The sequence below is a fragment of the Firmicutes bacterium HGW-Firmicutes-1 genome, assembly GCA_002841625.1.
In the GTDB taxonomy this organism is placed as follows: domain Bacteria; phylum Bacillota; class Clostridia; order Lachnospirales; family Vallitaleaceae; genus HGW-1.
Map to the genome: position 1 here is coordinate 308,765 of PHAG01000006.1, position 15,038 is coordinate 323,802.

The 15,038-nt window shown below is 35.2% G+C and carries 16 protein-coding genes; all 16 read left to right on the top strand.

The features are described 5' to 3' along the window. The first annotated feature begins 234 nt into the window (after positions 1–234). Positions 235–603 carry a 30S ribosomal protein S13 gene (locus CVU84_08685; protein ID PKM94990.1) on the top strand — a complete coding sequence of 123 codons (369 nt, stop codon included), beginning with the start codon at positions 235–237 and terminating at the stop codon, positions 601–603. Between the two features lie 147 nt (positions 604–750). Further along, positions 751–1,146 carry a 30S ribosomal protein S11 gene (locus tag CVU84_08690; GenBank protein ID PKM94991.1) on the top strand — a complete coding sequence of 132 codons (396 nt, stop codon included), beginning with the start codon at positions 751–753 and terminating at the stop codon, positions 1,144–1,146. Between the two features lie 19 nt (positions 1,147–1,165). After that, complete coding sequence (locus tag CVU84_08695) at positions 1,166–1,792, top strand: 30S ribosomal protein S4 (protein ID PKM94992.1); 627 nt, start codon at positions 1,166–1,168, stop codon at positions 1,790–1,792. A gap of 116 nt (positions 1,793–1,908) precedes the next feature. Next, complete coding sequence (locus CVU84_08700; GenBank protein PKM94993.1) at positions 1,909–2,868, top strand: DNA-directed RNA polymerase subunit alpha; 960 nt, start codon at positions 1,909–1,911, stop codon at positions 2,866–2,868. A 55-nt stretch (positions 2,869–2,923) separates the two neighbouring features. Continuing rightward, the gene (locus tag CVU84_08705; protein ID PKM94994.1) at positions 2,924–3,466 is read left to right on the top strand and encodes a 50S ribosomal protein L17; all 543 of its coding nucleotides are present in this window, start codon (positions 2,924–2,926) and stop codon (positions 3,464–3,466) included. A 580-nt stretch (positions 3,467–4,046) separates the two neighbouring features. Beyond that, positions 4,047–4,910 (top strand): energy-coupling factor transporter ATPase, encoded by an 864-nt coding sequence (locus CVU84_08710; protein ID PKM94995.1) that lies wholly within the window; start codon positions 4,047–4,049, stop codon positions 4,908–4,910. Further along, positions 4,886–5,734, top strand: a complete 849-nt coding sequence (locus CVU84_08715; protein ID PKM94996.1) for an energy-coupling factor transporter ATPase — start codon at positions 4,886–4,888, stop codon at positions 5,732–5,734. Before CVU84_08710 ends, CVU84_08715 begins: the two co-directional genes overlap by 25 nt. Positions 5,735–5,758: 24 nt before the next feature. Continuing rightward, entirely contained in the window at positions 5,759–6,568 is an 810-nt protein-coding gene (locus CVU84_08720; GenBank protein PKM94997.1) for a transporter, read from the top strand. A 3-nt stretch (positions 6,569–6,571) separates the two neighbouring features. Further along, positions 6,572–7,309 carry a tRNA pseudouridine(38-40) synthase TruA gene (locus CVU84_08725; GenBank protein PKM94998.1) on the top strand — a complete coding sequence of 246 codons (738 nt, stop codon included), beginning with the start codon at positions 6,572–6,574 and terminating at the stop codon, positions 7,307–7,309. A 281-nt stretch (positions 7,310–7,590) separates the two neighbouring features. Further along, positions 7,591–9,696: a PTS lactose/cellobiose-specific transporter subunit IIB gene (locus tag CVU84_08730; GenBank protein ID PKM94999.1), complete on the top strand. Its 2,106-nt coding sequence runs from the start codon at positions 7,591–7,593 to the stop codon at positions 9,694–9,696. A 104-nt stretch (positions 9,697–9,800) separates the two neighbouring features. Next, positions 9,801–11,192, top strand: a complete 1,392-nt coding sequence (locus tag CVU84_08735; GenBank protein ID PKM95000.1) for a PTS mannitol transporter subunit IIBC — start codon at positions 9,801–9,803, stop codon at positions 11,190–11,192. Positions 11,193–11,236: 44 nt separating this feature from the next. Continuing rightward, on the top strand, positions 11,237–11,647 hold the full coding sequence (locus CVU84_08740) for a PTS mannose transporter subunit IIA (protein ID PKM95001.1): 411 nt from the start codon (positions 11,237–11,239) through the stop codon (positions 11,645–11,647). A 123-nt stretch (positions 11,648–11,770) separates the two neighbouring features. Further along, on the top strand, positions 11,771–12,700 hold the full coding sequence (gene pfkB / locus CVU84_08745) for a 1-phosphofructokinase (GenBank protein PKM95002.1): 930 nt from the start codon (positions 11,771–11,773) through the stop codon (positions 12,698–12,700). 10 nt (positions 12,701–12,710) lie between these two features. Continuing rightward, positions 12,711–13,970 carry an L-sorbose 1-phosphate reductase gene (locus CVU84_08750; GenBank protein PKM95003.1) on the top strand — a complete coding sequence of 420 codons (1,260 nt, stop codon included), beginning with the start codon at positions 12,711–12,713 and terminating at the stop codon, positions 13,968–13,970. 10 nt (positions 13,971–13,980) lie between these two features. Then, a complete protein-coding gene (locus tag CVU84_08755; protein ID PKM95004.1) occupies positions 13,981–14,250 on the top strand; it encodes an HPr family phosphocarrier protein in 270 nt (89 codons plus the stop codon). A gap of 11 nt (positions 14,251–14,261) precedes the next feature. Next, a partial coding sequence (locus CVU84_08760; protein ID PKM95005.1) for a phosphoenolpyruvate--protein phosphotransferase occupies positions 14,262–15,038 on the top strand: 777 nt, incomplete at its 3' end.

Consider the following 15,038-nt stretch of genomic DNA (forward strand, 5'->3'; position numbering starts at 1 on the left):
GCGGCTGACGCAATGAACCACTAGGAACCGTTGTAGGTTAAGTGATTTTTTGCTGATAGAAGAGATAAATAATACCTTAACAATCCTATTATATGCACATGTTGCAGTGCCAATAATAGACATATTGTTAACCGTCAAAATAGTATAGGTCTCGTTTATACGTTCACCGCATATGAAGAGACACTGTATTTAGAAACTAACCTTAATTTTAAAAGCTGGAGGTGCAAAGATAACATGGCTCGTATTAGTGGTGTTGACTTACCAAGAGAAAAACGCGTTGAAATTGGTCTAACTTATATTTATGGAATTGGTAGAGTAAGTTCAAATAGAATTTTAACACAAGCTGGAATTAGTCCAGATACAAGAGTAAGAGATTTAACGGATGAAGAAGTAGCTAAAATACGTGAAATCATTGATGCTTCTCAAATGGTTGAAGGTGATTTAAGACGTGAAGTAGCGCTTAATATCAAACGTTTAATGGAAATTGGTTGTTATCGTGGAATCCGTCATAGAAGAGGTCTTCCAGTAAGAGGACAAAAAACTAAGACAAATGCAAGAACAAGAAAAGGCCCACGTAAAACAGTTGCTAACAAGAAGAAATAATTTTCGCGAGTAGCGAGGAGAGCGAATGTATGTATGTATTCATTCGACGAGTACCGCGAAACTACAGAAACTGCGAAGCATGTTTCTGTAGGATTAGATGATGTTTAGGAAACCATTAGAGATCATAATCGTAAGGAGGTTTGATTGATGGCAAAGAAAGTAGTTAAAAAAGTTACTAAAAAGCGCGTAAAGAAACATATCGAACGCGGACAAGCTCATATAAAATCAACATTTAACAATACGCTAGTTACACTAACCGATACAGAAGGCAATACGCTTTCATGGGCAAGTGCAGGTGGACTTGGTTTTAGAGGATCAAGAAAATCTACGCCTTATGCAGCTCAAATGGCTGCAGACACTGCGGCAAAAGCTGCTATGATTCATGGATTAAAAGCTGTAGAAGTTATGGTAAAAGGCCCTGGTGCTGGTAGAGAAGCTGCTATTAGAGCGCTACAAGCGGCAGGATTAGATGTAACAAGTATCAAGGATGTAACACCAGTACCACATAATGGATGTCGTCCACCAAAACGCAGAAGAGTGTAACCGTCAGGAGGTGTAAACAATGGCAAGATATACAGGAGCAGTATGTAGATTGTGTCGTAGAGAAGGCGATAAGCTTTTCTTAAAAGGCGATAGATGCTACACTGGTAAATGTGCAATAGATCGTAGACCGTATCCACCAGGACAACACGGTAAATCACGTACAAAAGTTTCCGAATACGGATTACAATTACGTGAAAAGCAAAAAGCAAAAAGAATTTATGGTGTGCTTGAAACTCAATTTAGAAATTATTTTGAAGAAGCTGATCGTAAAAAAGGTATTACAGGTGATAACTTACTAATTACTCTTGAGTCACGTTTAGACAATGTTGCTTATAAAGCAGGGTTAGGTCGTTCTAGAACTGAAGCAAGACAAGTGGTTCGTCATAACCATGTAATCATAAATGGTAAAAGAGTTAACATTCCTTCTTATTTAGTAAAAGCAGGAGATGTTATTCAAATAGCAGAAAAATCTCATGGCATTCAAAGATTCAAAGATATTTTTGAAAGTACATCAGGTAGACCTGTTGCAGAATGGTTAAGTGTAGACTTAGACAGTTATACTGTTAAGGTTTTAGCTCTTCCAACAAGAGAACAAATTACAGTTCCAGTTTTAGAAACGCTTATCATTGAGTTGTATTCTAAATAATAACATATGTCATGAGCAAGCTAGAAGCATTTTACCCTCAGAATTCGCGCTAAAGCACATATGTAGAATGAAGATATTCTATATAATATTAATTTATAGAAGGAGGGTCTTTAAACGTGTTTGATTTTGAAAAACCAAAAATTGATATTATCGAAATAACCGAAGATAATAGATATGGGCGATTTGTGATTGAACCTCTGGAGAGAGGTTATGGCACAACGCTTGGCAATTCCCTTAGAAGAATTATGTTATCATCATTGCCAGGAGCAGCAATTAGTAGTATTAAAATTGATGGAGTATTGCATGAATTTAGTACGATTCCTGGTGTTAAGGAAGATGTTTCGGAAATTATTCTTAACATTAAAAGATTGGCTATTAAAAACAACAGTGACAGTTTTGAACCAAAAGTTGCTTATATTGAATTTGAAGGTGAAGGTATCGTAACAGGAGCTGATATTCAAGCAGATCCAGATATTGAAATCCTTAACCCAGATGTTACTATAGCAACATTAAGCGGTGGAGCTGACAGTAAGCTGTTTATTGAGTTAACGATTACTAGAGGAAGAGGATACATCGGTGCTGAGAAAAACAAATCTGATGATCAACCAATCGGAGTGATTCCAATTGACTCAAGTTATACGCCAGTTGAACGTGTCAATCTTATTGTAGAAAATACACGTGTTGGACAGATTACAGATTATGATAAATTAACACTCGAAGTATGGACCAATTGTACATTGTCACCAGATGAAGCAGTAAGCTTAGCAGCTAGGGTTTTAAGCGAGCATTTAAACTTGTTTGTAGACTTATCTGAAAGTGCTAAAAATACTGAAGTAATGGTTGAAAAAGAAGACAATGAAAAAGAAAAGGTTCTTGAAATGAGCATTGATGAATTAGAACTATCTGTACGTTCTTACAACTGCTTGAAAAGAGCAGGGATTAATACAGTTGAAGAATTAACGAATAGAACATCCGAAGATATGATGAAAGTAAGAAACTTAGGAAGAAAATCTTTGGAAGAAGTATTATCAAAATTAAAAGAACTTGAATTGGTGTTAAAACCTAGTGATGAATAGATTCGTTGATTTATATACTAGAGAATACAACATCTGATAAAGGAGGTAAATAGAGATGGCAGGATTAGGATATAGAAAGCTAGGAAGAACTTCTTCTCAAAGAAAAGCTTTGCTTAGAAATCAAGTTACTAATTTGATTTATCATGGCAAGATTAAAACTACTGAGACTAAAGCAAAAGAAGTTCGTAAAATAGCTGAAAAACTAATTGCTCTTGCAGTTAGAGAAAAAGATAATTTTGTTGAAACTACTGTAACTCAAAAAGTGCCTAAAAAGACAGCTGATGGAAGTAGAGTTAAAACTACTGTTGATGGCAAGAAGGTTACTGAGTTTGAAGAAATTAAAAAGAATATTAAAAAAGATAATCCTTCAAGATTACATGCACGTAGACAAATACTTTCAGTACTTTATCCAGTAAAGGAAGTACCAGCTGCAAGTGCAGGTAAAAAGGCTAATACAAAGCAAGTTGATTTAGTGGAAAAGTTATTTGATGAAATTGCGCCAAAGTATACTGATCGTAATGGTGGTTATACAAGAATCGTTAAGATTGGTCCACGTAAAGGTGACGCAGCTGAAGAAGTAATTATTGAATTAGTATAAAGGGATTATGTGGGGATTAAGTGTTGGTGCTTAGTCCCTATTTTAAATTTAATGGCTGATGTTTTAGGGTTGTGTTAGGGAGTTTGGTTAGGTGTGTGGAATGTAAGACGGGTGGAATTTTGCGGTAGGTTGAGGGAGTAGTAAGACGGTCAGAATTTTGCATTAGTGTGGTAGAAGTCATTTGGGTATTGCTTTCGCAACCCCTTGCACATCCGTGTGCAAGAGGGGTTGGTTCGCCATCCATGGCTCACTGCTTCAGCAATACCCAAATGACTTCTTGCTAGACTTATGAGTGTATCAAGCAAAATTCTTCGGTGATGAGGATGCAAGGATATAGCAAAAACCTAATACGAATATCTAAAATCTAGAATCTAAAACAAAGGCAAACCAAACCTGAGATTAAGGTAACCTAAGGTCAAACCTAAAGACAAACCTAAATTCAAACCTAAAGTCAAAACTAAGGTCAAAACTAAATTGGGGCGAAGCTTTTTGGGGGTTGGAAAAGATGAAATCTTTTTAAATTTAAAATAGGGATCAAGATTGTTGATGGGAAGAAAGTAATGAAGAAGGGGGTGTTGGAATGGAAGAGATGGTTATGGGAAATGGGTTGGTTTTTGAGTATCATGTGCATAATGATATGGGGGAAGTGGAGAATACGTTTAGAGCATTGGATGGGGTTGAGGTGGATATTAGGAAAGGGGAATTTGTTGCGATTTTGGGGAGGAATGGGTCGGGGAAGTCGACATTGGCGAAGCATGTGAATGCTTTGTTGGTGCCTAAGGAAGGGACTCTTTGGGTTAAGGGAATGGATACCAAAGATCATGGGAATGTTTGGAAGGTTAGGCAAAGTGCAGGGATGGTGTTTCAGAATCCAGATAATCAGATTATTGCGACGATTGTTGAGGAGGATGTGGCGTTTGGGCCTGAAAATTTAGGGGTAGAGGCAGGGAAGATTAGGAAAAGAGTGGATAGTGCGCTGGAAGTTGTTGGGATGTCGGAGTATGCTAGGCATTCGCCGAATAAGTTGTCTGGTGGTCAGAAGCAAAGGGTTGCCATTGCAGGAGTGCTTGCTATGAGGCCGGAGTGTATTGTTTTAGATGAACCGACGGCTATGTTGGATCCTTCAGGGAGGATCGAGGTTATAGAGACTGTGAAGCAGCTGAATAGAGAAGAAGGGATTACGATTATTCTGATAACTCATTTTATGGAGGAAGCGGTTCAGGCTGATAGGGTAATTGTTATGGATCAAGGTAAGATAGAGATGAATGGTAGTCCGAGAGAGGTTTTTTCGGATGTGAAGAGACTTAAAGAAATTGGGCTGGATGTTCCACAGGTTACAGAGGTTGCGTACATGCTTAAAAATGATGGAATTCAAATAGATGAGACTATACTTACAGTAGAGGAAATGGTTGATGCAATATGTCGATTGAAATCAAAGAATTAAATTATGTTTATGGGAAAGGAACTCCTTTTGAAAAGAGAGCACTTTCAAATGTTTCATTAACGATTGAGGATGGAGAATTTATTGGACTTATTGGGCATACAGGTTCAGGTAAGTCCACGCTGATTCAACATATTAATCGCTTGATCAAACCAATGTCAGGTATTATTTATGTTGATGGCGAAGACGTAAATGGCAAAAATATTAATTTAAAAAAATTAAGACAACAGGTTGGTCTAGTTTTTCAATATCCTGAGCATCAGTTGTTTGAAATGACAGTATTTAAGGATGTAGCATTTGGGCCTACAAATATGGGATTGGCAAAAGAGGAAATCGATTTAAGGGTAAAGACTGCGCTAGGTAAGGTAGGTTTGATGGAGGAGGAATTTTATGAAAAATCTCCCTTTGAACTTTCAGGTGGACAAAAAAGAAGAGTTGCAATAGCAGGCGTTTTAGCAATGGAACCTAAAGTTTTAATCTTAGATGAGCCTACAGCTGGTTTGGATCCAAAAGGTAGAGATGACATTTTAAATGAAATCAAGAAATTGCATAAAGATACAAAGATTACCATCATCTTGGTTTCACATAGTATGGAAGATATTGCTAGGTATGTAGATCGTATTATAGTAATGGATAAAGGAAGTATAGAATTAGATGGTACGAGTAAAGAGGTTTTTAAAAACATAGAAAAATTAGAAAGCATGGGGTTAGGAGCGCCACAGGTCACCTACTTGTTGAGGGCCTTAAAAGAGAAAGGAATGGTTGTAGAAGATGAAGCTATTACTATTTCAGAAGCCTATGAGGCTTTAAAAGAGTTGCTAAAGTAGAATTTGTAGAGGAGTGTGGTAGTTGTGATTAGAGACATTACAATAGGGCAGTATTATCCTTCAGACTCTATTATACATAGATTGGATCCGAGAACTAAAATTATTGCAACATTTATTTATATTTGTTCGCTTTTTATTAATATTGATTTTATCGGTTATTTTGCTACGTTTGTATTTATATCAAGTGTTATTTATACTTCAAAGGTTCCATTAAGCTTTATTTTGAAAGGGTTAAAGGCTATCGTAGTAATTATTGTACTTACAATATCAATCAATATATTTTTCACACCAGGGAAAACAATACTTGTTGATTTTTGGATTATTAAAATTACTTTAGAAGGCGTAATTTTAGCAATACTAATGGGAATTAGATTAATATTACTCATTATTGGATCGTCATTGTTAACGTTGACCACATCGCCTATTTCCTTGACGGATGGCATTGAAACCTTATTAAAACCAATGGAAAAAATAAGAGTACCAGCTCATGAAATAGCTATGATGATGACAATAGCGCTTAGATTTATTCCGATTTTATTAGAGGAAACAGATAAAATTATGAAAGCTCAAACAGCAAGAGGCGCTGAGTTTGAAGAAGGAAGTATAGTTAAGAGGGCTAGGAGTCTTATTCCTCTTTTGGTACCGCTATTTATATCGTCCTTTAGAAGAGCCGAGGATTTGGCGTTGGCTATGGAAGCAAGATGCTATAAAGGTGGAGAAGGTAGAACCAAAATGCATCAATTAAAATACTTTTCAAAGGATTATATGACATTTTTAATTAGTATAGCTTATGTTGGTATTTTAATTATGATTAGGTTGATTTGGGGGAGTTAACAAATGAATAAAATATTTAAAATTATCATTGCATATGAAGGTACAAATTATTGTGGATGGCAAAAACAAATAGGTCATAAGACCGTTGAAGGAGAGCTTTTGAAAGCCTGTAATAGGATATTTAAAGAATCTTTCGTTTTAAAAGGTTCGAGTAGGACAGATTCAGGTGTCCATGCATTCGGACAGGCCGCTTCAATAGAAGTAAAAACAAAATTGACGCCATATAAAATATGCCGTGCACTGAATTGTTATCTACCGGAGGATATCGTTGTTCAGAGCGCGGAAGAGATGGATTTTGACTTTCATCCAAGGTATTGTGCTAAGGAAAAAACATACATCTATAAGATATATAATTCTAAAATACCTTTGCCACAAGAAAGGTTATATAGTTATTTCTACCATAAACCATTAGATATCGAAAGGATGAAGGAAGCCTCTAAATATTTTTTGGGAGAACATGATTTTGTTGCCTTTTCAGCAGTAGGAGGATCAGTCAAAACAAGTGTTAGAACACTTTATAGATGTGATATAGTCAAAAAAGGCAACTTAGTTGAAATCATAGTGACGGGCAATAGCTTTTTATATAATATGGTCAGAATTATAGTGGGGACACTAATTGAGGTAGGAATTGGTAATATTGAACCAGAAGAAATTTGTGATATAATAGAATCAAAGGACAGATTGAAACCAGGAAAGAAATCTCCTGCAAAGGGATTGACCCTAGTTGAAATCAAATATTAGGACTCCGATTGGAGTCCTTTTCAGCACCTAAAGCCCCTAATTCAGTACATTTGAAATAATGTCACTTATGGTAGATGCCATTATCATTTTTCTTTAGCTTTTATTTTAACTGACTTCAGAATATAATCAATTCATAAGTAGTTGAGAAAGAGGCTGGCAAAAATTGAAAATGACTTCGCGAGTTGAAAAAATAATTACCAAATTCTTTGGCTTTAATTTAAGCTGACTTGGGAATATAATGAAACCATAAGTTGATTGAGAAATAGAAAGGATGGACTTAAATGAAAATGACCTCGCGAGTTAAAAAAATCATTACCATACTACTTAATCAACAAGATTACATAACGACACAAGAAATATCTGAAGAAATAAACGTAAGTACGAGAACTGTCCTGCGAGAATTAGACAGTGTTGAAAGATGTCTAGCAGAAAAAAATGTTCTTCTAGAAAAGAAAAAAGGCTTAGGTATAAAAATTATTATAGAAAAGCAACAACTTGAAGAAATGATGAATTGGATTCAAAACGAAAAAACGGAATTAACCGAATCTCCAGAGCAAAGGCATACGGTTTTAAAGGCTGAGCTACTTAAGGAACAGGGAACCACTAAATTATACACCTTAACCTATTCATTAGATGTAACAGAAAGCACCATAAGCAATGATTTAGATAATATCCAAGATTGGTTTGAAAAGTTTGAATTAAAGCTAATTAGAAAGCCAGGCCTTGGCGTATATATCGAAGGTAGTGAGAAATCAAAACGAAGAGCTATCGTAGCCTTACTTTATGAACATTTTCACGAAGCTGACTTGATAAAATTTATTATCAATAATGAATGGCATAAATCACTGAAAACAAATTTCACTAAAATAGATGAAGTAGTATACGATTTAATGGAGATATCAGAAGTTGCACTAATGAGAGATTTTCTCAAATATTTAGAAACCTATACAGGATATCAGCTTGCTGATCATTCATATATAGCTTTGATTATTCGATTTATTGTAACAAGAAAACGAATTCATCAAGGTTTGACAATAACCATTGATCAAGAATTGAAGAAGGCTTTAAAGAATGAAAAAATTTATTTTATATTAGAACAATGGAGTAAAGAGAATTTAGCAGTAAAAATGGATGCATTTCCAGAAGACGAATTATTCTATTTAGTTATGCACATTAAAGGCGCGACGCTCCGAGAGACTTTTTCGGAAAATAGAATTTCAATGATAGAAGATTTTAAAATGATTAAACTTGCAAAGAAAATCATTAGAATCGCTGAAAACAATACAAACGTTTACTTAGAGGACAATGAAAAACTATTAAGTGGTCTTGTTAGACATCTAGGACCTGCAATTAATAGAATTAAACTTAAGCTGGATGTTATGAATCCTCTAGTTAAAGAAATAAAAGAAATGTACCCTTCACTTTTTTCAGTAGCTATCGAGTGTGTCAAAATTATTGAAGAAGAAGAAAATATAATTGTACCAGAAGATGAAGTAGCTTATATAGCAACCCATATTGGTTCTGCAATTAAATATCAAAATCGACGTACAAACACACAATACCGAGTAATCGTAGCATGTGGAAGTGGTATAGGAACTTCTCAATTGCTGGCAGCAGAAATTGAAAAAGAATTCCATAATATAGATATCGTTGATATTGTATCAACCTTGCAAATGGACAATGACAGGATTAAAGCTTTAAATGTGGACTTAATGATTTCGACAATATCTATTCCAAATTGTGACTTGCCAACGATTCATGTCAACTGTATCTTAACAGATCAAGATAAAGTAGAAATTAAAAAATTTTTAGAAGGCTTTATGCCAAAACCACATTTACCAAATCTTCAAAAAATAGTTCATTTAAACGAAAAGCTTACAAGACTTAAGCATTATTGCGACACCATCCTAGAAGTTGTAGACAATTTTCAGCTTTTTGAAGATATAGAGATTAATGATTTGAAAGAGCTGATACAATTCGTAAGCGCTCAAATTGTTAGCTCAGAAAATGCAAGAAATGAACTAGAAAAGGCCTTTATCGACAGAGAGGAAAAAGGATCAACCATTCTAGGGAAGAAAAGCATGATGCTACTTCATACACGCTCATCAGCAGTAGACCAATTGTATTTCATGATAGTTAGGGGAAAAGATAAGATCCCCATCTATAACAATAAAAATATTCTTGTGGATTTAGATGTAATTGTAGTTATGGTAGCACCTATTTCCATAAAACATGTAGAGTTAGAAGTACTAAGTGAAATCAGTAGAATGATTATAACTAGTGAGTTTGCTGACTTATTGAAATCAGGTACAAAAAGACAGATTTTTGAAGTGCTAAGTTCAATACTAGATCAGTTTATTCAATCTAAAGTAATTGTTACGGAATGATCCATCTTAAAGGCGTTTGACTGATCAACAAATCCCTTAAGGTTCATCAGTCCGGACACATTATTATATAACAATGAATTATATAAATTTAAGGAGGATTTTGTATGAATCAATCACAATCACAAACGCAAGTAAGAATCCAAAAATTTGGACGTTTCCTAAGTGGTATGGTTATGCCAAACATTGGTGCATTTCTTGCTTGGGGGCTAATTACTGCATTATTTATCCCAACAGGATGGCTACCAAGTGAAAAGTTATCTACTTTAGTTGGTCCGATGATAGTTAACTTATTACCTCTTCTTATTGGTTACACTGGTGGTAAAATGGTTGCTGGTACTCGAGGTGGGGTTCTTGGTGCAGTTGCTACTATGGGTGTTATCGTTGGAACAAGCATACCAATGTTTATTGGTGCTATGATTATGGGTCCACTTGCTGGTTGGGTTATTAAGAAATTTGATAATGCAATTGAGGGAAAAATTCCAGCTGGTTTTGAAATGTTAGTAAATAACTTTTCAGCAGGTATTATTGGTATGGGCTTGGCTCTAGCAGCATTATTGGGTGTTGGTCCAGCAGTTGAAACATTTAGTAATGCATTAGGTAGCGGCGTTCAAGCAATCGTAAGTGCTGGTTTATTACCATTAGCTTCACTTTTTATTGAACCTGCTAAAATATTATTCTTAAACAATGCAATTAACCATGGTGTATTAAGCCCATTGGGTATTGCACAAGCAGCAGAAGCAGGAAAGTCAATCTTTTTCTTATTAGAAACAAATCCAGGTCCAGGTCTTGGTATTTTACTTGCATATTGGATGTTTGCTAAGGGTATGGTTAAACAATCTGCACCAGGTGCTGTGATTATTCACTTCCTTGGTGGTATTCATGAAATTTACTTCCCTTATATATTAATGCAACCTATTCTTTTATTAGCAGTTATTGCTGGTGGAGCAAGTGGTGTTTTAACATTTTCAGTACTAGGAGCTGGATTAGTAGCTGCTCCATCACCGGGTAGTATTTTTGCCTTAATTGCTATGACTCCAAAAGGTGGATTATTACCAGTACTTGCAGGTGTGCTTGTATCAACTGCAGTAAGTTTCTTAGTGGCAGCAGCACTTATCAAGAAAAGCGGTGGTGCTGAAGATGATCTTGAAACGGCTAAAGAAAAAATGGTTGATTTAAAAGGCAAGAAATCAAGTGTAGTGAAAACTGCAGTTAAAAAAATCATTGTAGCTTGTGATGCTGGTATGGGATCAAGTGCAATGGGTGCAACTAAATTAAGAAACAAAGTAAAAGCTGCAGGCCTTGATATCATCGTTGAAAATAAAGCAATTGAGAACATCCCAAGTGATGCAGATATTGTTTTTACACATAACAAGCTAACAGATAGAGCTATTAAGTCTGCTCCAAATGCTGAACATATTTCAGTAGATGATTTTATGAACACTACTGCATATGATGAGCTAGTTGAAAGACTTAGTGGTGGCGCAAAAAAAAAGTAACTAGCAACCAAACGGTTGCAGAAGATAGTAACCAAGTACTAGCAATCGAAAACATTCGAATTGGATTATCAAGCGTTAGTAAAGAAGATGCCATAAGAATGGCTGGTCAAATATTAGTAGATAGCGGTTATGCAGGTGTCGAATATATTGACGCGATGCTACAAAGAGAAGCTGACTTATCAACCTACATAGGAAATGGAACTGCCATTCCACATGGTGTTAGTGAAGCTAAGAAAGCAATTATTAAAACAGGCATTTGTATTTTGCAATTTCCTGATGGTATTGATTATGGTGACGAAAAAGTTTACTTAATGATCGGTATTGCAGGCGTTGGCAATGAACATTTATTAATATTATCAAACCTTGCAGAAATTTTAGAAGATGAAAGTAAGGTGTTAGACCTAAGAACGACAACAGACATTGACTTTGTTTACAAACAGTTTACAAATCAATAAATAATTTGTTATCCCTTTATGCCAGATAAATGGGGTATAGTTATTACTTTGGCACAATAATATTCTTTCACCATCCCGTTATTGTGCCAAAGATACTATTAAAGGAGTAATTAAATCTTAACTATGATATATACAATAACTTTAAACCCAGCAATAGACAAAAGAATTATATTAAATAATTTTAAGATAGATGGTGTTAACCGATTCAATGATGAAAGAGAAGATGCCGGTGGAAAAGGAATCAATGTTTCTAAGATGATTCACAACCTTGGAGGTAATAGTACAGCACTAGGTGTAGTTGCAGGCGCATCAGGGCATTTTATTAAGGACCAACTGGACAAAATGGGTATTCTTCATAGCTTTATTGAGGGCGAAGGAAATACACGAACTAATTTGAAAATAGTGGATCCTGTTCATCAAACCTATACAGACATAAATGAAGAGGGTAAGCCTATCTCAGATGAGTTATTAGAACAGATGGAAAAGCATTTGTTTGAAATCATTCAAAAAGGTGATATTTTGGTTTTGGCAGGTAGTGTACCTAACAATGTTAGTAAAGATATTTATGGAAAGTGGATTAAAACTGCGAAAGAAAATGACATCAAAGTGTTGCTAGATGCAGAAGGTGAATTGTTAAAGCAAGGTATTTTAGCAGGGCCTTATTTAATCAAACCCAATATTCATGAACTAGAAGGTTTGCTTAATAAAAAAATTGAGACACAATCAGAAGTTATTGAATGTGGAAAAAAGCTACTAGACCATGATATTAAGGTAGTCGTTATATCAAGAGGCAGTGAAGGCTGTATCTTGATTTCAGAAGACAAAGTGCTACATATTCCAGGCTTAGTCGTAGATGTAAAAAGTACGGTAGGTGCAGGAGATTCTATGGTTGGTGCCTTAGCATATGCGTTAGAATTGGATTATTCATTAGAGGAAGCGATTGCACTAGGTGTAGCATCAAGCACTGCTACTATACAAGAAGAAGGTTCAATTATGGGTAGCCTCGAAAATATTATTAAAATGAAAAGTATTGTTGAAGTACATCAACAATAAAGGAGATAAAATGAAAACAAAGGCAGTCAGATTATATGGAGTAAATGATTTAAAATTAGAAGAATTTGATTTACCAGAAATTAAAGATGATGAAATTTTAGTGAAAGTTGTTTCAGACAGTGTTTGTATGTCTACATATAAAGCCATTATCCAAGGACCTAAACATAAAAGAGTGCCTGATGATGTAGCAGAAAATCCAACGATTATGGGTCATGAATTTGCAGGTGTTATAGTAGAAGTTGGAGAAAAATGGCAGCATCAATTTAAGCCAGGACAAAAGTTTGCAATTCAACCAGCTTTGAATTATAAAGGCAGTCCTTATGCACCAGGCTATTCCTTCAAATATTTTGGTGGCAATGCGACTTATTGTATCATTCCTCAAGAAGTTATGGAATTAGGATTCTTATTAGATTATCAAGGAGAGGCATTTTATGACGCTTCACTTTCAGAGCCAATGTCTTGTGTTATTGGCGGTTTTCACTCAAACTATCATACGATAACTGGAAAATATGGTCATAATATGGGTATCGTAGAAGGTGGAAAAATGGCTCTTATCGCAGGGGTTGGACCAATGGGGCTAGGAGCAATTGATTATGCGATACATTGTGATCGTAAACCAGGTTTGTTAGTTGTTACAGACATTGATGATGAGCGATTAGAACGTGCAATGTCATTAATTACAGTAGAAGAAGCTAAAAAAAATGGTGTAGAACTCATTTATGTAAATACAAAAAACTTAGAAGATGCTCCCGCTCATTTAGTAGAATTATCTGGCGGAACAGGATATGATGATGTGTTTGTTTATGCTCCTGTTCGTAGCGTTATTGAACTCTCTGATAAAATCCTTGGAAAAGATGGATGCATGAATTTCTTCGCAGGTCCAACGGATACAGGATTTAAAGCAGAAGTGAATTTTTACAATGTTCACTATACACCAACACATATCATGGGTTCCACAGGCGGGAATGATGATGATATGCTTGAATCACTTGCTATGTCAGCTAAAGGTTTGATTAATCCAGCATTTATGGTTACTCATGTTGGTGGTATTGACAGCGCAATCGATACATTACTAAACCTTCCTAACATTACAGGTGGTAAGAAATTAATTTACAACCACGTAAATATGGAGCTTACAGATATTAATGATTTTAGAGAAAAAGGGAAAAATGACTCATTCTATGAAAAACTTGCGGATATAATTGATGCACACAATGGTCTTTGGTCTGCAGAAGCTGAAAACTATTTATTAAATAATAAATCGAATTGAGGAGATAAACATGAAAAAAATAACAATAAAACTACAAAATGAAGAAGGTCTACATGCTAGACCAGCAAATTTATTCTCTAAAGCGGCTATGAAATTTAAATGTGATATTCAATTATTGAAAAATGGAGATACAAATAAAGTGTTTAATCCAAAAAGTATTCTCTCAATATTGAGCATGGGTGCTGCTAAAGGTGATGAATTAACAGTTATAGCAAATGGTGAGGATGAAGATGAAGCAATCAATAAAATCAACGACTTAATAAAAAATGGCTTCAACTAGGAGGTATAATAATGGTAGAACTTAAAGGTATTCCAGCCTCCAATGGGATTGGAATAGGTTCGGTTATGATCAAAAGTGAAAAGATCAATCCTAGTATGCAAAAAATAACAGACTTAGAACTAGAAAAAAAGAGATTCAAAGAAGCAAGATTAAGTGCTATTAAGCAATTGTATGGGCTTTATGAAACCACTATGGTTAAGATCGGTGAAAAAGAAGCTAGTATCTTTGCAGCACATATTGCATTAATTGAAGATGAAGAGTTAATTAATGGAGTTGAAACTTCAATTGAAGGTAATTGTTGGAATGCTGAATGGGCATTAAAAATAGTCACAGATCATTTTGTCTCCATTTTCAATGAAATGGAGGACCCTTACATAAGAGAGCGTGCTCTAGACATTAAGGATATTTCAAACCGTATGCAAAGGCATTTGGCTGGTATCGGTGAAGAAAACGAGATGGAAACAGATGAACCTGTTATCATAGTTGCACATGATTTAACTCCATCAGATACCGCTCAAATGGATACTTCTAAAGTATTAGGGTTTATTACTGAAATAGGTGGGAAAACTTCCCATACAGCAATTCTTGCTAGAACTTTAGAAATACCAGCAGTTGTTGGACTTCATGGCATTGTTTCAAAGGTTACCAATGGACAGAGCGTTGTTCTGGATGGAAGAGATGGAAAGGTCTATATCGAGGCTGACAATAGCACGATAGAACATTTTAACAATGAGAAAATTATAATTGAAGAATATAAAACAAAGCTAAGTCAATTGAAATATACAAAG